Below are 23,664 nucleotides of genomic sequence, written 5' to 3'. Positions count from 1 at the left end.
CTTAATGTCGCCCAGTGAAGCGGGCCCTCAGGTACGGCATGATCCACCGGTCCAGGCCAATTAACCCAGAGTTTCGGCTTCCGGACAACAGAATAAAACTAACCAGTATCATTTGCGGGTTCACACTGATCGCGCCCGACAAGAGAAATGAGAAGTTCATGACCATGCCAAAGAATATGGCAACCAAGCTAAAGGCCCCGACAATCAGTCCAATCCCGACCAGGACTTCGCCCCAGGCGACCATGAACTCGAACAGCGCCGCGTTGGGCAGCGCAAAGTTTTCCAGAAACGATGCCCACCAGGCTTGCACCAGGGGGCGCTCGCCCTGAGCGTTGGCAATGGCACCGCGCAGAAAGCCAGCAGCGCTGAACTCGCCGGCCACTTTATGCCAGCCTGCCATCAGCCATTGATAACCGAGCCAGACTCGGGCCACGGTCAAGAGGTAGGAAGCAATGCTCGCTTCCCGGAGCCAGATTCCAATCATGATCCATATCCTTTGTCACAGATGGTGAGGCTCAGCCAAACAGCAGACTGAGCACAATAGCCAGCACCAGCATGGCGCTGAACACTTTGTTGTAGTCGAATGCAAAGGCGACCAGATAGAGTGGCCATACATCCTCCGGTATTGTCTCCGGTCGCTCCAGCGGACGGGGCTGGCGAAACCGTTTAAAGGTGATGATAAAGCGAGGCAAAGCCAGCCAGACCAGTAAGAACCAGATACTCAGTACCCCAGTCAGCACGCCCAGCGTCAGCACCAGATACTGCACGACCCAAAGCCCGAGCGTTAAATTCCGGCTACCGGTCTCTCCTAGAATCACCGGAAGCGTGTGCACCCCTTTGGCACGATCCTGATTCAGTTTGTCGGTATGTTTGCCCAGCAACACCGAGGTTGGGCCAAGACCATAAACCAGCGCGATCCAAAACTGGAACAACGTCAGTTCTGCGGAAACCACATAGACTGTACCCAGCACCATCAGCGGCCCCCATACCAGCCAGACCGCTGGCTCGCCCAGACCGATGTATTTCAGCGGCCAGGTATAAAACAGCACAAAGAAGGCACCCGCCAGCATGAAATACAGCGTAGTGAGATCGGTCCGCACCACCAATGCGGCGCCAATGGCCAGAGCCGTGGCACCGGTGAGCCCGATGTAGCCCATCATTTGTCGCTCGCTCAGCAGACCATTTTCCAGCGGCTGCGGACCGTATTGGGTTCGAAAGTAATTGTCTTTATCCACCCCCTTTTTCGAATCGGTCCAGTCGTTCAGCAGGTTGTTGGTGGCGTGAGCCAGCACCAGCCCCAAACACACGAGCGCAGCATTGACCAGATCAAACTGACCGGCCGGAATGGCCAGTAACATGCCGATGCCGGCGGAAAACAGGGTCATCACAAACACGGCCGCACGGGTGGCCACAAACCAGCGTTTTGCCAACCCCATGGCACCCCAGTCCGTTGCATCGAGCCGGGGAATTTTGGTCATTATTTCTGGCCAGGTTGGAATCATTGTAGACTGAGCGCTCCTTGTTGATGTTCATTGCCTGAGCTGGGCGTTGCACCCGGAAACCACCCGAACCACTCAAGCCGACGCTGCACTATAGTTCACTCTGGGCAGACCTGCGTTTACGCTTTGCCACTCGCTTGATCCAGATCAACCTGAGCGTCAACTTTATCCCGGCAAATGGCGTTCCATGGTGAAAGGCCCGGAACATCCACTACCGAACATTTCCGGGCCTGAACAATGACCCCAAAAGCGCTAAACTTCTGTCTTTAATGACACTGGGTACCTCTGCATGTCTGTTGACCACTATAGAACCACCTTTCGGGCGTGTGCGATCAATGCCAGCCGCCACAAACCCGAGTCGATCAAAACCACCTTGCAACGGCTGGCGGATGCCACTGGCGACGATGAACAGATCGACAACTACGGCAGTGGCGAGCTGATCGAATCGTTCGAGCGAGAGGTCGCTGCCTTACTGGGCAAGGAGGCCGCCCTCTTCATGCCCAGCGGCACCATGGCGCAGCCGATTGCGCTGCGCATCTGGGCCGACCTTGCCCGCACTGATTACGTGGCCTTGCACGCCACTAGCCACGTTGCCTTGCACGAATACAACAGCTATCAGGTTCTGTGGCAGTTGAAGGGTTGCGAGTTGGGTGAATTACATCGGGTTCCCTTGCTGGAAGATCTGAAAGCCGTCGCTCGCGACCCACTGGCCGCGGTGCTTCTGGAACTGCCCATGCGCGAAATCGGCGGCCAATTGCCGCAGTGGGATGAGCTGGTGCGCCAGAGCGATTGGGCTCGCGAACAGGGCATCAAGCTGCACATGGATGGCGCCCGCCTGTGGCAATGCCCGGCGGCGTACGATAAATCGCTGGCAGAGATCGCCGCCCTGTTCGATTCCGTCTATGTCAGTTTCTACAAAGACCTGGGCGGCATTGCCGGTGCCATGCTGGTAGGCGATGCGGACTTCATCGCCCGCGCCAAGGTCTGGCAACGCCGGGTAGGTGGCACCCTGTATGCGCTGTACCCATATGTGATCGCCGCGCGCGAGGGCCTGGCCAGGCATCTGCAGGCACTGCCGGAACGTCGTCAGCAAGCGCGCTGGCTGGCCGAACACCTGAATCAGCTGCCCGGCGTTTCCACCTGGCCAAAAATTCCGCACACCAACATGTTTCGGCTGCGCATTCGCTGCCAGCCAGAGGCATTTCTGGTCAAAGGCGAGCGCTGGATGCAGCAACACAACATCGCCCTGATTCCACCGCCATACCGCACTGATGACGATGCACTCCACTGTGAGATCAATGTCGGCGACGCCTTCGACTTGCTGGAAAAAGACGAGTGGGCAACCTGGATACAGCAGTTTGGCATAGACATGGCAGACACACTCACAGCATAACCGCGCACCGGGCAAGGCCCGTTCTTGACCCTTATACACAGAGTAAACCCGATGCTCGCACTCAACGACAAATGGCTCTGGGATTTCTGGCTATACCGGGACAATGACACCTGGCACATCTACTATTTGCAGGCCGACAAAAACCTCGGAGACTCCGACTTGCGCCACTGGCACGTGAGCCAGGGACACGCCACCTCCACCGATCTGCGCCAATGGGACATAAAGGGTACTTGCCTGCGGCCGGCTGCCAGTCCGGCCTGGGATGACAACACCACCTGGACTGGCTCGGTCGTGCGGGACGAAGACGGTCTCTGGCATCTGTTTTACACAGGAACAAGCAACACCGAGCAAGGGCTCAAACAGCGCATCGGTCACGCAACCAGCCATGATGGACATCACTGGCAACGGGTCGGAACGGGCCTCGCGCTGGACCTGGACCCGGCCGTGTATGAAGAGCATATTCCCGGACACTGGCATGACCGGGCGCTGCGTGACCCCTGGGTCATCAAAGACCCCGAAGGCAAGGGGTGGCTGATGTATTTTACGGCAAGGGTGCCCGATCGCTGCGAAGCCAACGAAGGCGGGGCCATCGGGCTCGCCACGTCGGATGACCTCACTCACTGGCAACTGCAGCCTCCCGTGTTCACCGGGTATTTCGGCCAATTGGAAGTGCCCCAGGTCTTTGAATACCGCGAGCGCTGGTACTGTCTGTTCAGCACGGCTCGTGAGCACTGGTCACAGCGGTACACCGACTCAACCGCTCAGCAACCGGTCGGTGGCACTCACTACCTTATCGCCAGCCATCCTCGGGGCCCCTGGAGAGTGGCGCCCGGCCCTTTCCTTGACGGTAATAACCCGATAATCCGTTATGCCGGTAAGATCGCCCTCCACAACAATGAACTCGTTTTCATGGCCTTTATGCACGACTCCCCAACCGGTGAATTCATCGGAAAAATAACCAATCCGATGCGAGTCACTGTCGATGAACACCAGGGGCTGCTTCACCTGTCCGAATAACAGGGCCCTGCCACGAAGCACGCCCCGTACCCGAGCAGGCCATTTCAAAAAAGAGCCTGCCTTTTTTAAACGGACTCCTTGTCTATACTGACAAAAAAATGTCGAGCGTCCGGGTGACGCAAACGGACGTGATAGCTAATCCGATCCACGGATAACCCTACTGATGAGGTATCCATGATGACCTCCAACGACATTTTTCCAAGGCAAACGCTCCAGACCATCGTTCTACTACTGGGCTTGCTTATTACACAGCCGTCAGTCAGAGCCGACACTCCCGACTTTTGTTTTTCAGACGATCAAACCAGCTTTTGCCCGGTCACACCCACAGACATCCCAGAATTCAGTTCCAGCTTCGACTATCGCTTCATCGCACCTTCCGTGCAAGCGCCCTTCGACCGGTTTTCCTGGCAGGCGTTTATCGCATCACAGTGGCCATTGGATGAAACCGGTACGCCCATTTCCAACGGTTTTCTAAACCCCAACAATGGCACACCTCGCTGGAAAACATACACCAACCAGCACGACATGCTGGCCACCAGCGACCAGGAAACAGCCTGCTCAAATCAGACCGGTTTACTGCTCAGCCAATTTCGTCAATCCAGCGGGGAGGCACTGGTGGATTCGGCCGGGAATTTTGTTCTCTACGAAACCCGGCTTAACCCGGCCAGTGAGGCATTTATTCGCCAACAGCGACTGGTGACAACGGAAGAGCGAAAACGTTACTCTGATTCTGGCCAGGAGATTCAATTTCCGTTGCAAAGCACAGGCGGACCCGGCGCTCAGATGCTGAAATTCGCCTGGAAAGTAATGACTGATGCGGATAATCCGTCTGACTTCCTGGTGCAGGAAGCACACATTTCCGTAGCCGCCAGGCATGCGCATACCGGCCAGCCCAAATGTTTGAGCGTTACGGTTGGGCTGGTGGGTATGCACTTGGTTCAACGCGTCCCGAGTGGCAATGGTGACCGATGGGTATGGTCCACATTCGAGCACACTGATACGGCCCCGCTGGCGACGAATGCCAGAGGCCCCAACAGCATCATGGTTGCCGAATTGTTCCCCGATGGATGTCAGGCGCCAACCGACACCGCTGGCCGCGCGCACTTGTTCTTTGATGTTCAAAGTGACACTAGGGTTAATACGGGCCACGCCCAGGCGCTCTGGGGAGACCGCGCCCCTTATGCTCGTGATAGCTCCGGCTTGCCCATTCAGGCGTCTCGCATCGTGCGCTGCTGGGATATCTTTGAAGGCACGCGAGCGACCAATGGCCAGTGGCAACAGGCATTGCAGGGATCAGCCCTGGCACACTACCGCCTGGTCGGAACACAGTGGGTTGGTAACATTGGGGGAGCGCCCTTTGGTACTGGTGAAGTACCCAGATACCTGTCAAACGTGACGCTGGAAAGCTTTATTCAGGACAAGCCACAGGGCACCTGCCTGGGCTGCCACAACACGGCTAACACGGATGCCGGTCAGCCAGCGAATTTTACGTTTGTACTGAATCCAAGATAGTAGGATCGGTTTCATGGGTGTGTTGAGCCATTCGATAACGGCCCCTAAAGGCCCAGTGCCTGGCACCTAGGCAAGGATTCTAACCAGCCTGAGCTCTTGAACGCCGGAGTGTTTGGGGTCGGTTTTGATACGACCTTCGCAGATAAAGCCATTCCGCTGATAAAGCCGCATGGCTCGTTCATTTTGTTCCACAACCCAAAGGTATATGGATCCAAATCCATCGGTGCTGAGTCGTTCGATCATAGAATTCAACAGGGAACGACCCAATCCGCTTCCCCATTTATCCGGATCGATATTGATCGAAACGATTTCAGCAGACTCGGATCCATCAAGATCCTTGTCACGAGCCGGGCCGAACACAGCAAAGCCTTCCACACGACCATTTACCTCGGCAACAAGGTAGGACCCTTTGCCGGCGCGCTCCAGCGCAGTGCGCCACATAGCCGTCTTCTGGTTTATGTCGAGTGCATCCAGCAGTGCGGGCGACATTATGCCCGAGTAGGCGTGCCGCCAGGCCGCAACCAGGATCTCTGCCATGCGGACTTCATCACCCACCTTTGCCTTCCTGACGTCGATATTCACCCTGGTTCGATCTCCCTCAACCCTATTCTTGTACTTCAACAGTCTTCCGGTATTTCATACAAATCTTCAAGGTCAATCTACAGCCTTCAAACAATCTTCCGGCACCCAGCCCGCTCCTTTGTCTGCATGCGCTACCCAGCACCACTGGCAATGCTCGTCGTAAACAATGAGTCGATCACCTGGCTTTACATCCAACTCTTTAGCCGAATAGGCTTTCAACGCCACGCCTGTTGAATGAGGTTCAGATAGCTGAATGTATGCCAGGGGCGCCCAGCCCTCATTCCCGGTTGTATCGATGATACGTACCCAGCCAGGAAACTCGGTATCTTCTGCGCCAACGTCTAACCGGTCGCCCGGTTCAAATGAAACCGGGTTTGGGTAGTTGGATTTATGTTCGCGGGTCACAATGGCAAGACGCAAGTGCATCGCTGACGATTTCCTTAGTTATTGGTATCCGACCGTGTTTCCAAATAGCTCAGGTCCAGCTCAAGGGCACTGCCCGGCTCACTAAACATGGCAACAAGCCGGGAGCCCAGATCCGCCACAAATCCGGGCGTAGCCTTCTCCAGCGCCATCAATTCAATTTCTTCGTCATTCAATAAAAACGCGGCGCCTCGTGTGTGGTACAGCTCATCGTTGTAGGAGGTGGCGTAAAGATACTCGTTGCGGGTATCCCACAGGGTAGCGGATACCGCGCCAATGGCTTCCACCTCAGTGCCTGGCAGAATGTAGGCAGCAATAACGGTCAGATACGTAATCCCGAGCGGATTAATGTAGCGGTCTGAGCCCCGGTAGTTATCAATCATCAACACGGCGTCGGCATGATGACGCGCGGCCGCTATGCGCACATCCTGAATCGTGTTTTCCCGGACCGTACTGTTGTTGATCACAAAAAAGTCATCGATGATGCCAGCGCTCTTAAGTTGCTGCAGCATCGGGGAAAGGTCATCGAGCACAATGCCTTTGGCCTTCTTGGCATGAATGCCATAGTAATCTTCGAAATAGATACCCAACGTAAAGGGTCGCCCCAGCGCCGGTTCCAGATCCAGGATGCGCTGAATATCCGCTTCGGTCTGCTCCAGCCCGGCCACGGCAAGTTCGTTGTTAATATACCGCTGGTTAAAGCCCTGAGAAGCACACCCTGTCAACATAAGGGTAATCAGCAGCGTCCATAGCGTTCGAGGTGTGTTCATAAGGGTTTCCATTTTCTGTATGCGCTCGCGGTCATCACGTTGATCATGACCAACACGCGGTATCAGGGCTGCAATGCAGTGGGTATGGTGCGGGTTGGCTCCCCTACAGCCGGAGCCGGGCGCTAGGCTGACCAATCTACCTGACTACACCCTATCTCGCCAATCGTTAGCGTTCGCTGGGTTGGCAATGCGGGCGTCCACTGACCGTAGAAAGCGCCTTTACCACGCGCGAATAACAGCACCAAAATGGTTCGAACTGCACAACCCTGGTGCGAATTCAGTCACAAATGACGCCAAAGTGACCCTTCATTCAGCCAAAGTCGCCAATTGGTTCCAGTCTTGCTATAAACGCCCGGAGTGCCGCCCGGCTGTTTTAGCCGGCTGCAATACTGACTGTTAATACAAGGAACTTCCATTGGAATTACTGGATCAATACAGCCTGAGCTGGATCATCGGGCTGGTCGTGGCGTTGTCGGTTACCGGGGTGATTGCCGGGTTAATGGCGGGTTTGCTCGGTGTGGGGGGTGGCATTGTCATTGTGCCGGTGCTGTATCACCTGTTTACCCTGCTGGGCATTGATGAATCAGTGAAGATGCATGTGGCGGTGGGCACGTCGCTGGCGACGATTATTCCCACCTCGTTACGTTCGGCGCGGGCGCATGCCAACAAAGGGAATCTGGACTCAGCCCTGCTGAAGTCATTGGCACCCTCGTTACTGTTCGGCGTTCTGGTAGGTACCCTGGTCAGTGGCCTGGTGTCAGGCCAGGTGCTCTCGCTAGTGTTTGGGGTTATCGGGTTGCTGGTCGCGGCCAATATGGCCATCAGCAAAGAACCTTCTGCGCTAGCGGATACCCTGCCTCAGGGCATGGTTCGCCACAGCATTGGAACCGGCATCGGCGGGTTCTCGACACTGATGGGAATTGGCGGTGGCACGCTCAGTGTGCCCGTGCTCACTCGCTGCCAAGTGCCCATGCACCGGGCCGTCGGCACAGCAGCCGCCATTGGTATTTTCATCAGTGTACCCGGTGCGCTGGGGTTTCTGATTAATGGCTGGGGCGTGCCGGAGAGGCCACCGTTCTCTCTCGGCTATGTGAACCTGATCGGTTTTGCGCTGATCGTCCCAATGACGCTATGGACCGCCCCCATTGGCGCGCGAATAGCGCACGCCATTAACGCCCGTTTGCTGCGCCAGCTGTTTGCCGTGTTCCTGTTTATCACGGCGGTGCGCATGCTGTACGGCGTGCTGGTATAACCATCGTGTTTATGTGACGACCGGATACTTTTCCAACCTCACAGTGAGTGTATGATGGGCATTTCCAGCCTTGCAGGGAAACAGCATTACGATGGACGCCCCTCAACTGGCCATAGAAGTAACCGGCCTGGCCAAACATTTCGGTAAAACCCGTGCGGTGAACGGCATTGATCTGCGCGTTCGGGCGGGCAGTGTTTACGGACTGCTCGGCCCCAATGGTGCCGGTAAAACCACCACGGTGCGCATGCTCGCCACGCTGATCCCGCCGGATAGCGGCAATGCCCATGTGCTCGGGCTTGATGTTGCTACCCAGGCCGCCGAGGTGCGCCAGCGCATCAGCCTGACCGGCCAGTTCGCCTCGGTCGATGAAGACCTGACCGGGCGTGAGAATTTGCGTTTGCTGGCTCGGCTGTTGGGTTTTCATGGTCGCTCGGGCAAAGCCCGCGCCCAGCAATTGCTCGATGCATTCGACCTCAGCGACGCCGCCGACAAGCAAGTGAAGGATTACTCCGGTGGCATGCGCCGGCGTCTGGACATTGCCTCATCGCTCATTGTTCCACCGGAACTGCTGTTTCTGGATGAACCGACCACCGGCCTCGACCCGCGCTCGCGCAATCAGGTGTGGGACATTGTGCGCAGCCTCGCCCAGGCAGGCACCACGGTGTTGCTGACCACCCAGTATCTGGAAGAGGCCGACCAACTGGCAGAACGCATCGCGGTTATCGACCACGGTAGAGTCATTGCCGAAGGCACGCCTGCTGAGTTAAAACGATCGGTCGGTTCCGGCGTGTTGCGCCTGCGCCTGGTCACCCCGGACGATCGCCCGGCCGCTCATCAGTGGCTGGAGCAACAACTGGGCAGCTCCGTTACGCTGGAAGCCGAACCAACCAGCCTGTCGATACAATTGTCGGATACCGGCCGCGCCGCCAGCCTACTCTCCGGCCTGAGCAATCTCGGCATTGCCCTGGCCAGCTTCTCCATGGACCAGCCGAGCCTGGATGAAGTCTTCCTGGCGCTGACCGGCCACCACACCGAACCCGCCGAGGAGGCGCTGACCCCATGACCGACGCGCTGAATACCAGTCCAACTCCGGGCAGTGCCACCACACCAGGCAACCGTCAACGTGATGCGTTGGCCAAATTGATGGCTGATCGTGCCCGGCCCACCCTACCCGGCCCGATGTCAAACATTCTGACGTTTGGCTGGCGGGCGCTGCTGAAGATAAAGCACGTGCCCGAGCAACTATTCGATGTGCTGGTGACGCCCATTATGTTCACCGTCATGTTCACCTACCTCTTTGGTGGAGCACTGGCAGGCTCAACCGATGCCTACCTGAACTTTCTGCTACCTGGCATTCTGGCGCAGACGGTCGTGTTCACCACCATTTATACCGGCATGACACTGAACACCGACATTCACAAAGGCATATACGACCGCTTCAAATCGATGCCGGTCTGGCACCCTTCGCCTCTGGTCGGCGCCATGGCCGGAGACGTGATTCGCTACACGGCCTCAGCGGTCATCGTGTTCTTCATTGGCATGATCATGGGTTACCGTAGCGAAGCCGGGCTGTTCGGCATCATCCAGGCTGTATTGTTGCTGAACCTCTTTGCCTTCGGCATCAGTTGGGTGTTCACCACCATTGGTTTGCTGATGCGTACCCCCGGCGCAGTGATGACACTGAGCTGGCTGTTTCTGATGCCCGTTACGTTCGCCTCCAATATTTTTGTCGACCCGGCTACCATGCCTGGCTGGTTGCAATCTGTGATCAGCGTAAACCCGGTGGCGCATCTGGTGACGGCCTTGCGTGCTGTGCTGGAAGGCAGTGCGACACTGCCGGTAATCGCCATCGCGCTGATTGCACCGGCCATTTTGCTGGCCATTTTCGGGCCAGTGACGATGCTGCTGTATCGACGCCAGCGTTAAAAAACGGCAGCATCGCCCGTTAATGCCCTACTTAAATAAGGTCAGTCAATGACTCTGGACCAAGGCATCATCTTTGCCGTTCTGTTTGCCACCCTGGGCCTCTTTATCTGGAACCGCTGGCGTTATGACCTGGTGGCGCTGGCGGCTTTGTTAACGGTAACCCTGTCCGGGTTGATACCCGCCGAGACGGCGTTCACCGGGCTCGGGCATCCGGCGGTGGTCACTGTGGCAGCGGTGCTGGTGATCAGCCGGGGGTTGTTGAACGCTGGCGTGGTGGATGCCATTGCCCGCAAGCTGACGCAGGTGGGTGACAAACCCTGGGTGCAGGTGGCCACGCTGACGGGCATCGTGGCGTTGTGCTCCGGGTTCATGAATAACGTGGGCGCCCTGGCGTTGTTTATGCCGGTGGCCATCTGGATGGCTCGTCAGAGTGAGCGGTCGCCTTCCTATTTGTTAATGCCGCTGGCCTTTGGTTCACTGTTGGGCGGCACACTCACCATGATCGGCACGCCACCCAATATCATCATCGCTACCTATCGCCGGGAGATCGATGGCAATGCCTTTGGCATGTTTGATTTTCTGCCCGTCGGGCTGTCCATCACGGTCATTGGTGTGTTGTTCATTGCCCTGATTGGCTGGCGATTTACCCCCAAGCGAGAAAATTCCAGTGCCGATGAGCTGTTCGAAGTCAGTGCCTACCTCACCGAACTGACCTTGCCGGAAGGCACCGACTATGTGGGCCGGTCACTGCATGACCTGGTCGATTCGGTACGGGATGAAGCCGACGTACTGGTTGTTGGCCTGGTTCGCGACGACGAACTGACTGAAATGCCATCCATCTACAAAGTGCTGCGTGCTGATGACATTCTGCTGGTCGAGGCGGATTCAGACAGCCTGAAAACTCTGGTCAAAGCCACCGGGCTTAGCCTGGCTCAGGAGCCAGACGACAACGAGCAAGACACCGAGAACATCCCATCCAGTGATGAGGCATCCGCATCCGACACTGAAGAGAGACCGCCGGATCATTCAGACAAACATAAAGACCTGTCGCTCACTGAAGCCATCGTCACCCAGCGGTCACCACTGATCAATCGCTCGGCGTCTGCGCTCGGTTTGCGTGAGCGCTACAGCGTGAACATTCTGGCCGTTGCCCGGCAAGGTCAACGACTGAACCAGCGCCTGGGCGAGATTCGCTTTGCCGGTGGTGATATTCTGCTGGTACAAGCCCACAAAGACCGCATACAACCCGCGCTGAATGACCTGGGGTGTTTGCCGCTGGCCTCACGCGGCTTGCGTTTGTTCACGCCCGATAAAGTCTGGATGGCCAGTGGTTTGTTCGCCGTTGCACTGGCGCTCATTGCCTTTGAAATTCTGCCTGCCTCGGTTGCCCTGGTAACCGCCGCGCTGGTCATGGTGCTCATCCGGCTGGTACCACCCGGGGAGATTTACGACAGCGTTGACCTGCCCGTCATTGTTTTACTGGCGGCGATGATTCCGATCGGGGAAGCACTCGATACTACGGGCGGTTCCCAGTTAATCGCCGACGGTCTGCTCGCGCTGGGCCAGTCGATCCCGCCTGCAGCCACGCTGCTGGTGTTAATGCTGTCAGTCATGCTGCTCTCCAATATTATTAACAACGCGGCCGCAGCCGTATTGGCGGCGCCGGTTGCCATCAAGCTGGCTGCAGGAATGGACGTATCACCCGACCCGATGCTGATGGCTGTGGCTATTTCTGCTTCCTGTGCTTTTTTAACGCCCATCGGTCATCAGTCGAATACGCTGGTTATGGAACCCGGTGGTTACAAATTCGGTGATTATTGGCGGCTGGGGTTGCCAATGTCGATTTTGGTTATTGCCATCTCAGTTCCGGTTATTCTTTGGGTGTGGCCGCTCTGAATCCGGCTTTCGGATTGCGATTCACGGTTCGCGTTGCCTCTGGGAAAGGTAAAAAACATCATTATGTCACTGGCGTATTACGCGTTTCAGGAACACAAGAATCTGCTGGCTATGGGGCTGCACAGTCTGAAGCCGGATGAATGGCTATTGCCGGACGAAAAACTGGCCGGGCAGACGGCGCTTAAACAATCGCTCTGGTCGGAACTTGGCGAACGGGTATACAGTCAGCTACCCGAGTCGCGCGCTGCCCAGCTGGAGGTCGCTCGGGCGCTTGGCGAGTACCTGCCAGAACACTACCCCGATCTGTATGCGCCCTGCTCCGACGGACTGGTTTGCCGTTTCAATGACACGACCTACCAATGGGACGACCCGGATATCGCCTTACTGAAAGCCTCCTGGTGCGTGCAGGAAGACCTCTGCCTGCTGCAGCCACAGGATGACCACTACCGCCTGACGGCCGCCAGCTTGTGCGCCCCAAGCTACTGGCGCTTGCTAGAAAAAATCGGCCAGCCACTCGACCGTATTCATGCCCCGGTTCCCGGTTATGGTGAAAAACTCAGTCGCAAGATCAACCGTTTTTTTCAGCACATTAAAGTCGACCGGCCGGTCTGGCGTGGAAACTGGTCGGTGGTGACCAGCGACCGTTTGTACCAACCGGGTGATGAGGAATCCGTTCCGATTACCCGCCCGGCCGATATACCACGGCTTTGTTTCATTCGTACTGAACGTCAAACACTAAGACGACTGCCGCAGACCGGTGCGGTGGTATTTTCGATTCGAGTGCACATAAAACCCTTCACTGATTTTCTGGATAATCCGGCCTGGCTGAACGATTTATACAACGCACTGGCCGCGCTCTCTGCCGATGAACGTGACTACAAATCATTGCACCCGGTAGAGCCTGCGCTATCACTCTGGCTTGAACATCACCTGGCTGGCTTATAGCCAGACCAGAGACAGACGCCCTCAACCTGTCTGTGTTTAAAGACACTCTAACTACCTGATTCTAAAGACTTTTTATATCACACCTTCAGAGCTGTCTTCTATTGGAGACAGTTCAACTCGTCATTTTCTCGGAAAAACCCTAAAAGACAACCTAACTCTTTGTTTTTAAAGAATTTTTTTAACCTGGCACAGCCACTGCAATACCTCCTGTGAACGCGTTGATCAGCCTCGCTGATAAACGCATGCAGTAAGCCGCTGTGTCACACAGCGATATCACTCACGTAAATGTTAGATCCATCAAGAACAGGAGTAAGGAATATGAAAACTGCACTGACTCTAACTGCCCTGGTGTTAGCCTCTGCCTCAATGGGTGCTGCTGCGGAAACTATGGGCGCTGAAGATGCGTTTAACCAGCTCGATGCCAATGGCGATGGCGTTCTGACTCAGGACGAAGCCAATGTTGATCTGTTGCTGGCCGAGCAATTTGAAATGCTGGACGCCGACGGTTCTGGTGACCTGAGCATGGAAGAATTTGAAACGTTCTACACTGAAAGCGAGACTACTGAAGGCAAATAAGCCGGACTGAAATCCCGTTTTCAGATCGACATCGATGACCGTTTTGATGGGCTAAAGGAGTTAGCCCTTTTTCCGTGACAAGTTCGCAGCGCCACCCCTTTACTCTGTCTGCGGACTCAACTTCATGAAATCTACGTCACATGCATCGTCTTTGACTTTGCCTACCGCTTCACGGCGACACTTTTCCCTTAAACATCTATCGTTGCAGCAGTTGTCTCTGCAACAGCGCCTGATCGTCAGTTTTGCCATCGCACTCATTCCACTGGCCGTTTTGTTGTGGCAGGGCCATACCGTTTTTCAGCGCATTACCGTTATGGCACAAACAGAGGCACAGGCTGCCATGCGCGAAGCGCGCCAGGTTGAAAACCTCGACCGGCTTGCCGTCGACAGTGAACGCGCCTTGCGCCAGCATGCCGTGGTAACCAGCGACAACACCCTTACCCAATCGCAACAAGCCTTGCAGGATTACCGGCAGGCAGTGAGCGCTGCGTGCCTGACTATGGGCGGCGAAACCGCATCGCACTGCGGCAGCCACCTTCAACTAATCGACGCTCAATTAGCAGCACTCGGCACCTCAAACGAAGCGTCCAACCCAAATACCCTGACCTCAGATTTACCCCAGCTCAGAAAACGCCAAAGCGAGTTGACTGAACTTATCTGGCGTCAGTTGAACCAGCGGCTGGAAGCGCAGGGTGATATCATTCAACAGGAGCAGCAAGCTCTGTATTGGCAGACGCTCACCCTGGTGTTGCTGACTGCTGTCATGGTCGTCGGCTCAAGCCGGCGCATTGCGGCCCCGATACAACGGCTCGACCGGATGATCCGCTCGCTTGGCCAACCTGGTGCCACGCCCAACCACAAAGGCATTCAAGGGCCACGCGAATTGAACGAGCTGGGTGAGCGGCTGACCTGGCTTTCAGGTCGGCTGCAACAACTCGAAGCATTGCGCCTGGCCCTGCTGCGCCACGCTGCCCATGAATTAAAAACGCCACTGGCCAGCATTAAAGAGGGCTGCTCTTTGCTGGAAGACGGTATCACCGGGCCACTGACCGGACCACAACGCGAAGTAGTCGCCCTGCTCAGCGGCAGCACCGACCGCCTGGCGCAACTGACCGAGCAATTGCTCGACTACAACCAGTGGTTGCAGCAAACCGAGGTCAGGCGACAAACCCTGAACCCGTCGGCTTTGATCAACGATACCCTCCGTCAACACCAACTGGCCTTGCACCAGCGGGGCATGAACGTTCAGGTTGTGTGCACAGTCGATCGCCTGCACACCGACCCGACTCTGTTCCAGCGCATGCTCGACAACCTGATCACCAATGCCCTGGCCTATGGGGCTGACGCCGGTCAGATTCAGATCCGGCTGGAACACCAGTCACCCTGGGTCGTTCTTGAAGTAGCCAACACCGGGCCCGCCATCCCCGCTCACCTGCACCAGAGTATTTTCGAACCCTTTCAGCGCGGCGACGCGCCCCGGCAGGACAGCCTGCAAAGCTCCGGCCTCGGCCTGTCTATCGTGACCGACTGTGCCCGGCTGCTCGAAGGCCGCGCCGGACTGGCCGAGCGCAACGGGTTTGATGTCTGTGTGCGCATTCAATTACCGGTAAGAGGGGCAAACGCATGATGCACCAAACCGCAAGCCGCCTACTCCCGGTTATCCTAGTGGTTTTACTGTTCCTGCTATCCGGCTGCGCCGGGCTATCGCCCAAACCACCGGAGCCAACCACTCGAGGCACGCTGCAAGGGCAATGCGAACGCCCCTTGCTGCCCGATGTGTTCGATGCCGAATCCAGTGCCTGGCACTGGCTGGACTTCAGCCAGACGACAACTCTGCTCGATTGGGCCGCCTTGCCCGCACACCCGGCGGACCACGACCTGGCGTTTGCCTGGGCACTGTACTTCAGCCAACCCGGCCAGAACCCGGTTCTGCTGCAATTGGGCATCGGACAATTGCAGCAGCTCAAACCCAACCTGCCCGCCAGCTTGCAACCGCTGATCGAGCTGCACCAAAGCGCGGCCCGCGCACTGCTGTTCGACTACCGTCAACGCGATCGGCAACGCCAGGCACTGGAAAGCCAAATCACATCACTGCAACAGGCACTGGAACAAAAACAGGCACAAATCGATGCGCTGACGGCCATCGAATCCCAGTTGAATACCCGCGAGAACGGACCCGCACAGGAGGACACCCCATGACGCAGACTGCATCCAAACCCGCGTTGCTACTGGTCGATGACGATGCCAGCCTGCTGCGCCTCTTATCGCTGCGCCTGGTCAGCGATGGCTGGCAGGTTGAAGCCGTGAGCGATGGAGCCGCAGCGCTGGCGTACCTGGAACGCCACACTGTCAACCTGGTGATCAGCGATCTGCGTATGCCGGGGCTGGACGGCATGAAGCTGTTTGAACGCATCACCGAGCGGTATCCGGATCTGGCGGTTATTCTGATGACCGCGCACGGCTCGATCCCCGAGGCAGTGCAGGCAACCCAAAGAGGTGTGCTCGGTTTTCTAACCAAACCGCTGGATCATGACAAACTGCGCGACCTGATGAACCAGGTGATGGACCGGGGCGGTCCGCAGTGCGCCGACGACTGGGACCGCGACATCATCGCCCGCAGCCCGGCCATGACCCGCCTGCTCGACCAGACACGCCAGGTCGCCCGCAGCGACGTCAGTGTGCTGATCAGCGGCGCCAGTGGCACCGGCAAGGAATTGTTCGCCCAGGCGATTCACCGCGCCAGCCCGCGCGCCAAGGGTCCGTTTGTGGCACTCAACTGTGGCGCCATGCCCGAGCACTTGCTGGAATCGGAACTGTTCGGCCATGCGAAGGGTGCTTTCACCGGCGCCATTCGGGAACAGGCCGGCCTGTTCCGGGCCGCCGAGGGCGGCACTTTGTTTCTGGATGAGATCGGCGATATGCCCACCCCGCTTCAAGTGAAATTGCTGCGCGTGCTGCAGGAGCGTCAGGTGCGCCCAGTAGGCAGCAGCGAAACCCTGCCAATCGACGTGCGCATCGTCTCCGCCACCCACCGTGATCTCAGCCGGGCCATGGAACAAGGCGAATTCCGGGAAGACCTTTATTACCGGCTGAATGTCGTCAACCTGACGCTGCCCAGCCTGCGCGAACGCGCCGAAGACATCCCGTTGCTGGCGCGGTATTTACTGCGCCGCGCAGCGGAGCAACACAACAGCCGCGTCACCCGCATTGAAGACAGGGCCATGCACCTGCTGATGACGGCGCCCTGGCCGGGCAACGTGCGCCAACTGGTCAATGTCATCGAACAATGCGTGGCGCTCTGCCCCAGCACGGTGGTTCACGAAGCGCTGGTGCGCCAGGCCCTGGCCGATCAGCAACCCCACTGGCCCACCCTGAGCGAAGCCCGCGATGCCTTCGAACGCCAATACCTGATCCGCGCCCTGAGCATGACCGAAGGCAACGTCACCCAGGCCGCCGCACTGGCCGGGCGCAACCGGACCGATGTGCACAAGTTGATTAAGAAGCATGGGCTAAGCAGCTAGGGAGCCTGGTCAACACCTCTTCGATTTATACAAAGCTGACCTTTGGCCTACTTGCCAGCCGCGCTGGTGGCCCCATAATAGCGAGACCCATTTCTTATAGGTGTTGTTATGCAGCGCATCATGCTTTTCCTCGGGACGAACCTGGCTATCATTCTGGTGCTGGGTGTCTTTATGAACGTTATTCTGCCCGCTTTCGGGGTTCAGCTGGGCAATACCGGCGGCTATCTGGTGCTGGCCTTTGCCTTTGGTATGGGCGGCAGCTTTATATCGCTGATGCTCTCCAAATGGATGGCCAAACGCGCGACCGGAGCTCAAGTGATTGAAAAACCGCGCAACGCCGAAGAACAGTGGCTGATGCAAACCGTTGCGCGTCTGGCCAAGCAGGCCAACATTGGCATGCCTGAAGTGGCGGTGTTTCCGGCACCGGAAGCCAACGCCTTTGCCACGGGCGCCAGCAAGAACAACTCACTGGTCGCCGTATCGGTCGGTTTGATGCGCACCATGAACCGCGACGAAGCCGAAGCCGTACTTGCGCACGAGATTTCACACATTGCCAACGGCGACATGGTGACTATGGCGCTGGTTCAGGGCGTGTTGAACACCTTTGTAATTTTCTTCGCGCGCATTGTGGCGCAAATCATCAACAACGCTGTCGCACGGGGTAACGACAATGGCCAGGGCCTGGGTTTCTTCAGCTACCTGGCGGTGGTGATGGTGATGGAAATGGTCTTTGGCGTGCTCGCCAGCATCATTGCCATGTGGTTCTCACGCCAGCGTGAATACCGGGCCGATGCCGGTTCGGCGTCACTGGTCGGCGCGCCCAAGATGATAGCAGCGCTGGAACGGTTAAAAACCGGGCAGGACTCGCAGCTGGATGGCCAACTGGTCGCCTTTGGCATCAAAGGCAAACGCAAGGAGCTGTTTGCTTCCCACCCCAGCCTGGATGACCGCATCGCGGCCTTGCGTCAGGCAGCCTGATAAGTCTTGAACCGCAGCGGCTACTGGGCAGACTTCGAAACTTGATCACCCCGGGCACTCGCCCCCCCCGATCGTGGATGGTGTCGAGAGCCCGGGCATCCTCCCCAATAATCTTTTACACTGCGCCTTTCTGACCCAACCGGGCTCTATGAAAGGAATCCGCCGTGACTTTTCGTGCTGCTGCACTGGCCGTAACCACCCTGCTGGCCTATCTGACATTGCCGGTTTATGCCAACGACCAGAATCGACCCGGTCGTGTCTGGCATCAGATAGCGATGCCCGGTTTCGACATTGTCTACCCCGAAGGTCTTGAAGCCGAGGCCCGCTATGTCGCCAACCGGTTGGGTACTTACTGGCCGGCACTGACCGAATCGATGCCCGTTCAACGCCCACCCCGGCGCATTCCCATTGTACTGTCCGCCGCTACGCTGACATCCAACGGCTTTGTACGCAGCGACCCCATTCAATCCGTGTTTTTCAATCAGCCTTCCCCACTGGGCGGGCTGGAATGGCTCGACCTGCTGACTGTGCATGAGGGTCGTCATCTGGTGCAGTTTGCCCAGCCGCTGGATACCACCACCGGACGTGTAGCCCGGGTACTGGCCGGCGAGAACGGCACCATGGCCATCGTGCTGCTGTTTTACCCCAATTGGCTGCTCGAAGGCGATGCCGTCGCCGAAGAGACCCGGCTCACTCAGGGGGGACGCGGGCGAGTGGCCTCGTTTGACTTGTGGCTGCGTACTCACGAACTGAGCGGGCAACGCTATTCCTACGACCGGGCGATGCTCGGCACCGGCTTTGAACAGTACCCCCGGGTCAGCCCCTACGATTTCGGGTATCTGATGACGAGCTACCTGCGGCGCGAGCACGGTTCGTTAATTTTGGACCAGGCACTCGCGGGCGTGGCCGAACCCGGTGCTGGCTTCACGTTCGACGGTCGCATTCGCGCCCTGACTGGCAAGAACCTGAGCCAGGCCTACCACGCCGCCTGGGATGACCTGCATCAGCGCTGGCAAGCTACGGTTGATGACCTGGAGATCACCCCGGTCACACCGCTCTGGAAACCTGCATCGGACCACTGGCGAAGCCTCTATCCGGTCTCGATTGACGAAGACTGGGTGCTGGCGGTGGAAATGGATGTAAAAACGGGCAGCCACCTGGTTATTCTGTCTCAGGATGAAACATACCGGGTTGCCACCTTGCCTGCGGCCGTCGCTGCGGGCTACACCGGAACCGCGAAGCAAAAAACCGTCAGTTACGCCAATGACCGCTTCTGCTGGGCCGAAGGCCGGGAACACCCGCGCTTTAATCGCGAAGTAACCCGCGATCTGTATTGCTTTGATATCCAAAACGCAGAGCGGTACCGCTTGACCGAGCTGGGTGATGTTACCTCGGCTGGCCAGGCCAAAACCGGGCACCTGCTGGCCCACCGTTTCAGCATGGACCGCAACAGCCAACTGGACCTGCTCAGCCCGGAAGGCCAGAGCCTGCGCCAGATCCCGCTGCCGAAGCGGAGCCTGGCCTTTGATATGTCGGCCAACGACGAGGGTGACTGGGTATTTGCCCTGCTCACCGAGGCGGGCACTCAGTTGATGCACTGGTCCAGCCATACCGGCCAACTGCGCACCCTGGCCGGGCCCGTGCAAGGCGAAACCTGGCGCTCCCCGGTGCAGGCCAGCGACTGGGTGCTTTACACGAGCGATCGTGGCGGCATCGACAGTCTCTGGGCGCTGGACCCTGCCAGCGGCGCGCGCTATCGCATCAGTCAGCGGCCCTTCGGTAACTACTTTATTGTTTGGGATGAGGAGCAACAGCGCCTGCTCAGCACCGATTACCAGGCCAATGGCCATGCCCTGGTCGAACACCCCTGGCAGGCAGCGCCCGGGCCGCAAGCGCACTGGGTGGCCGAAGCAGACTTCGCGCCCCAGGAGCCCTACATCGCCCCGCTGGCCCAACCGGTCGAGCCGGTACAGGTAAACGCAGGCCCGGCCGAACGGTTTCACTACGCTCCCGGCGACTGGCTGCCCAACAGCTGGCTGCTGAGCGCCGATAACCAGGCCGCCACCCTAAACCTCTATAACACCAATCTGATGAACACCCTGAGCACCGCCATCAGCCTGGGTTACAACTGGGAAGCAGACACCCCGACCGGTTCCCTGACCCTTGACTGGCGTCGTTACTGGCCAGTCGTTTCTTTCTCCGTGGAACAGCAACCCGGTACCGATTTGAACCGGATCGACACCGAAACCCGACTGGCGCTCTCTTTACCACTGCAACAAACCCGGGGCGTTGCCCGGGTGGGCCTGGAGCCAAGCCTGGGCATCACCCACCTGAGCGCCACCGCCATCGATTCGAACGCCTCCGCCGAAGCCAGCTTCATTGAGGCCGGGCTCTCCGGCTATTGGGCACACCAGGCCGCACCGCGCGACCTCCAGGCTCCGATCGCCATCGCCCCGGCCGTTCAGCTCGACACCCAACTGGACACCGGCGGCTTCCAGCTCGCCCTGAGCAACACCGTGCACATTCCCGGTCTCGCCGATAACCATCACTTCAGCATCTCGGGCCAATGGCAACGGCGTGAGCCGGACTTTACCGGCAGCAGTCGCATAGCAACCTCCCCGGTATTCGAATCCGCCCCGATAACACGCGATATGGCCACCAGCCGGGCCAATTACCAGTTCAGTCTCGGGCCTGTGGATGCCGCCCTTGGCCGATGGCTCTATCTGCGCAGCCTGACCCTGGCGTTCGACGCCAGGGTGCAATACCGTGGTGAAGAACAACGCAGCGCCTATGGGGTTCAACTGAGCGCACCGTCCAATGTACTTCGCAACAGCCGGTTACGACTGGTGCCAACCGCATCGGTGTATTACCGGCCAGAACAAGGCGACTGGGTACCCACCCTGAGCCTAACGCTGGGTGGCTAGCGCTGCAAAGCAGATCGCTTCGGTCTACACTGGGAATCAGGTACGGACCCAATAACAACAGAGGTCGCCTGTTTCAGCCAGAACAGGCCGACCAGACAGGCCACTCGACCAGACCGACAAGGCAGTGTAACCAATATGAATCAACCCGACCGGGAACTCGTCGACCGTTTACAGCATGTACTGGAAGCCCGCCCCTTTGATCATCTGGGCGTCTTTGAAACCGACGCCGGCTGGCTGATCCGGGTATATCAGCCCGATGCCGAGCAACTCGAAGCCCGTGATCTGAAAACGGGTAAATCCCTCGGTCGTTTCAGTCGCTGGCCGAACAGCGATGTCTTTGAACTGACCCTCAAGCAAAAGAAACGCCCTGCCTATCAGTTACACGTTCAGGGCAAGGGTGGCCACGAGTGGGATGCCATCGACGCCTATCAGTGCGTTGAACGCACCTTTGAAGACATGCCCTGCGATTCATCGACGCTGTACAAGTCTATGGGCGCCCAGCTGTGTACAACCAAGCTGAATGGCATTGAGGTGACCGGGGTTCGCTTTGCCGTCTATGCACCCAATGCACGCAGCGTCAGCGTGATCGGGGATTTCAACAACTGGGACGGCCGGCGACACCCGATGACCAGCCACCATGATGGCATCTGGCGCTTGTTCGTACCCCACCTTCAGGCTGGCGATGCCTACAAATTCGAGCTTAAAGACGCGCGCGAGCATCTGCTGCCGCACAAGTGCGACCCCTACGCCTTCGGCATCACCCAGTACCCGGATTTCAATTCCATCGTCATCGATCATCGCGCCTATGAATGGCAGGATCAGGCCTGGCAGAAACGCTCCTCCAGTGATCCACGGCACGAGCCGATGAGCATCTATGAGCTGCATGCCGGCTCCTGGAAAACCCGGGATGGACAGCCGCTCAACTACCACGAGTTGGCCGATGAACTGATTCCCTACCTGCTCGACATGAAGTTCACCCACCTCGAACTGATGCCGGTGTCCGAATACCCCTACGACGGCAGTTGGGGTTACCAGCCAATCGGGTTGTTTGCGCCGACCAGCCGTTTTGGTACTCCGGATGAGTTCAAATACCTGGTTGATAAATGCCACCAGAACGGCATTGCGGTCATCGTGGACTGGGTGCCAGCCCACTTCCCGGCCGATGAACACGGTTTGGCCCGATTTGACGGGACGCCTCTGTATGAGTACGCCGACCCCCAACGCGGCTGGCACCCGGACTGGAATTCCTACATCTACGATTTTGGCCGCTACACCGTCTGTGATTTTCTGGTGTCGTCGGCGCTGATCTGGCTCGAGGAGTTTCACATCGACGGCCTGCGGGTCGATGCCGTCGCCTCCATGCTGTATCTCGACTATTCACGCGAAGAAGGCGAATGGACCCCCAACGTCGACGGCGGCAATCACAACTACGAAGCCATTGCCTTCGTGCGCCGCTTCAACGAAACCGTCTATGGCCGCTTTCCGAATTGCTACACCATTGCCGAGGAATCCACGGCTTTCGATGGCGTTTCCCGCCCGGTCTTCGCCGGCGGCCTGGGCTTCGGGTTCAAGTGGAACATGGGCTGGATGCACGACACCCTCGGCTACATGAAACAGGACCCGGTGTACCGCAAATACCACCACGACGCCCTAACCTTCTCGGGCGTGTATGCCTTCAACGAAAACTTCGTACTGCCGCTGTCGCACGATGAAGTGGTGCACGGCAAAGGCACGGTAATGACCCGAATGCCAGGCGATGAATGGCAACAGGCCGCCAATCTGCGCGCCTATTACAGCTATATGTTTGCCCACCCCGGCAAGAAACTGAACTTCATGGGCAATGAATTCGGCCAGACGCTGGAGTGGAATTACCGGGCCCAGCTCGACTGGGGCCTGCTGCAATACCCGCGTCACCGCGGCATCCAGGCGCTGTTCCGGGACCTGAACAACCTCTACCGCTCTGAGCCAGCGCTGTATGAAACCGACTGCGAGGCCGAAGGCTTTGGCTGGATCAATGCTGGCGATGCCGAGGCCAGCGTGCTCAGCCTGTTCCGGCGGTCGCTGGATGGCAAGGACCTGATGCTGATTGTCGTCAACTTCACCCCCATGCCGCGCGAAGACTATGTACTGGGCACTCTGGTGCCAGGCCGGTACGAGGTGGTGCTGAACAGCGATTCGGAATACTACGGTGGTAGCAATTTCCCGACAGCGACCCGCTTGTCGACCGAGCCCGGTCCGGCCGATGGTCAGGCGCAGCATCTGCGGCTCACCCTACCGCCTCTGGGTGCACTGTATCTGAAACTGATGCCGGAGTGACGGCAGGCCTGCGCACCAGGCTAATCATGTCAGTCCAGAGTGGTTTGGCGCATACTCTGGCATTGTTTTCTCGCGGGCGTGCGTCGGGCTGAAAAAGCCTGAAGCGTGGAGGGCCGAGTAGTCGCCGCCACTGA

Annotated in this window: 20 protein-coding genes; 15 read left to right on the top strand and 5 right to left on the bottom strand. The window is 57.9% G+C overall.

The annotated features are described in order from the left end of the window. Position 1 precedes the first annotated feature (1 nt). Both EP166_RS17955 and EP166_RS17950 read right to left on the bottom strand, forming a co-directional pair. Entirely contained in the window at positions 2-484 is a 483-nt protein-coding gene (locus EP166_RS17955) for a DoxX family membrane protein (protein ID WP_127559654.1), read from the bottom strand. Positions 485-515: 31 nt separating this feature from the next. Beyond that, positions 516-1,478, bottom strand: coding sequence for a prenyltransferase (locus EP166_RS17950; protein ID WP_246026342.1), 963 nt, complete (start codon positions 1,476-1,478; stop codon positions 516-518). Positions 1,479-1,788: 310 nt separating this feature from the next. Here EP166_RS17950 and EP166_RS17945 point away from each other — a divergent pair, with 310 nt between their 5' ends. The 3 genes from EP166_RS17945 (at position 1,789) to EP166_RS17935 (ending at position 5,421) form a co-directional block, all read left to right on the top strand. Continuing rightward, entirely contained in the window at positions 1,789-2,892 is a 1,104-nt protein-coding gene (locus EP166_RS17945; RefSeq protein WP_127559650.1) for a threonine aldolase family protein, read from the top strand. A 51-nt stretch (positions 2,893-2,943) separates the two neighbouring features. Continuing rightward, positions 2,944-3,909 (top strand): glycoside hydrolase family protein, encoded by a 966-nt coding sequence (locus tag EP166_RS17940; RefSeq protein ID WP_127559648.1) that lies wholly within the window; start codon positions 2,944-2,946, stop codon positions 3,907-3,909. A gap of 174 nt (positions 3,910-4,083) precedes the next feature. After that, positions 4,084-5,421, top strand: a complete 1,338-nt coding sequence (locus tag EP166_RS17935; protein WP_127559646.1) for a hypothetical protein — start codon at positions 4,084-4,086, stop codon at positions 5,419-5,421. 66 nt (positions 5,422-5,487) lie between these two features. Here EP166_RS17935 and EP166_RS17930 read toward each other — a convergent pair whose 3' ends face one another. The 3 genes from EP166_RS17930 to EP166_RS17920 all read right to left on the bottom strand — a co-directional run bounded on the left by EP166_RS17930 (position 5,488) and on the right by EP166_RS17920 (position 7,196). Further along, the gene (locus tag EP166_RS17930; RefSeq protein ID WP_127559644.1) at positions 5,488-6,003 is read right to left on the bottom strand and encodes a GNAT family N-acetyltransferase; all 516 of its coding nucleotides are present in this window, start codon (positions 6,001-6,003) and stop codon (positions 5,488-5,490) included. A 72-nt stretch (positions 6,004-6,075) separates the two neighbouring features. Next, complete coding sequence (locus EP166_RS17925; RefSeq protein ID WP_127559642.1) at positions 6,076-6,429, bottom strand: SH3 domain-containing protein; 354 nt, start codon at positions 6,427-6,429, stop codon at positions 6,076-6,078. A 14-nt stretch (positions 6,430-6,443) separates the two neighbouring features. Further along, complete coding sequence (locus EP166_RS17920; protein ID WP_127559640.1) at positions 6,444-7,196, bottom strand: hypothetical protein; 753 nt, start codon at positions 7,194-7,196, stop codon at positions 6,444-6,446. A gap of 415 nt (positions 7,197-7,611) precedes the next feature. Here EP166_RS17920 and EP166_RS17915 point away from each other — a divergent pair, with 415 nt between their 5' ends. The 12 genes from EP166_RS17915 (at position 7,612) to glgB (ending at position 23,530) form a co-directional block, all read left to right on the top strand. Beyond that, positions 7,612-8,448 carry a sulfite exporter TauE/SafE family protein gene (locus tag EP166_RS17915; RefSeq protein ID WP_127559638.1) on the top strand — a complete coding sequence of 279 codons (837 nt, stop codon included), beginning with the start codon at positions 7,612-7,614 and terminating at the stop codon, positions 8,446-8,448. Between the two features lie 91 nt (positions 8,449-8,539). After that, entirely contained in the window at positions 8,540-9,511 is a 972-nt protein-coding gene (locus EP166_RS17910; protein ID WP_127559636.1) for an ATP-binding cassette domain-containing protein, read from the top strand. Beyond that, positions 9,508-10,374: an ABC transporter permease gene (locus tag EP166_RS17905; RefSeq protein ID WP_127559634.1), complete on the top strand. Its 867-nt coding sequence runs from the start codon at positions 9,508-9,510 to the stop codon at positions 10,372-10,374. Before EP166_RS17910 ends, EP166_RS17905 begins: the two co-directional genes overlap by 4 nt. Before the next feature lie 48 nt (positions 10,375-10,422). Further along, positions 10,423-12,270, top strand: a complete 1,848-nt coding sequence (locus EP166_RS17900; RefSeq protein WP_127559632.1) for an SLC13 family permease — start codon at positions 10,423-10,425, stop codon at positions 12,268-12,270. A gap of 63 nt (positions 12,271-12,333) precedes the next feature. Beyond that, positions 12,334-13,215 carry a heme-dependent oxidative N-demethylase family protein gene (locus tag EP166_RS17895; RefSeq protein ID WP_127559630.1) on the top strand — a complete coding sequence of 294 codons (882 nt, stop codon included), beginning with the start codon at positions 12,334-12,336 and terminating at the stop codon, positions 13,213-13,215. Between the two features lie 318 nt (positions 13,216-13,533). After that, on the top strand, positions 13,534-13,791 hold the full coding sequence (locus EP166_RS17890) for an EF-hand domain-containing protein (RefSeq protein ID WP_127559628.1): 258 nt from the start codon (positions 13,534-13,536) through the stop codon (positions 13,789-13,791). A 124-nt stretch (positions 13,792-13,915) separates the two neighbouring features. After that, positions 13,916-15,418 (top strand): sensor histidine kinase, encoded by a 1,503-nt coding sequence (locus EP166_RS17885; protein ID WP_127559626.1) that lies wholly within the window; start codon positions 13,916-13,918, stop codon positions 15,416-15,418. Then, complete coding sequence (locus EP166_RS17880; RefSeq protein WP_127559624.1) at positions 15,415-15,990, top strand: hypothetical protein; 576 nt, start codon at positions 15,415-15,417, stop codon at positions 15,988-15,990. Before EP166_RS17885 ends, EP166_RS17880 begins: the two co-directional genes overlap by 4 nt. Then, complete coding sequence (locus EP166_RS17875) at positions 15,987-17,312, top strand: sigma 54-interacting transcriptional regulator (RefSeq protein ID WP_127559622.1); 1,326 nt, start codon at positions 15,987-15,989, stop codon at positions 17,310-17,312. Before EP166_RS17880 ends, EP166_RS17875 begins: the two co-directional genes overlap by 4 nt. Positions 17,313-17,420: 108 nt before the next feature. After that, a complete protein-coding gene (gene htpX, locus EP166_RS17870; RefSeq protein ID WP_127559620.1) occupies positions 17,421-18,290 on the top strand; it encodes a protease HtpX in 870 nt (289 codons plus the stop codon). A gap of 164 nt (positions 18,291-18,454) precedes the next feature. Beyond that, on the top strand, positions 18,455-21,214 hold the full coding sequence (locus EP166_RS17865; protein WP_127559618.1) for a TolB-like translocation protein: 2,760 nt from the start codon (positions 18,455-18,457) through the stop codon (positions 21,212-21,214). A 135-nt stretch (positions 21,215-21,349) separates the two neighbouring features. Further along, positions 21,350-23,530 (top strand): 1,4-alpha-glucan branching protein GlgB, encoded by a 2,181-nt coding sequence (gene glgB / locus EP166_RS17860; protein ID WP_127559616.1) that lies wholly within the window; start codon positions 21,350-21,352, stop codon positions 23,528-23,530. Positions 23,531-23,664: the final 134 nt, after the last annotated feature.

It is taken from the genome of Saccharospirillum alexandrii (assembly GCF_004000275.1).
GTDB lineage: Bacteria > Pseudomonadota > Gammaproteobacteria > Pseudomonadales > Natronospirillaceae > Saccharospirillum > Saccharospirillum alexandrii.
Note: the sequence above shows the minus strand (reverse complement) of the source record. Positions and strands in the feature narration are given on the sequence as shown.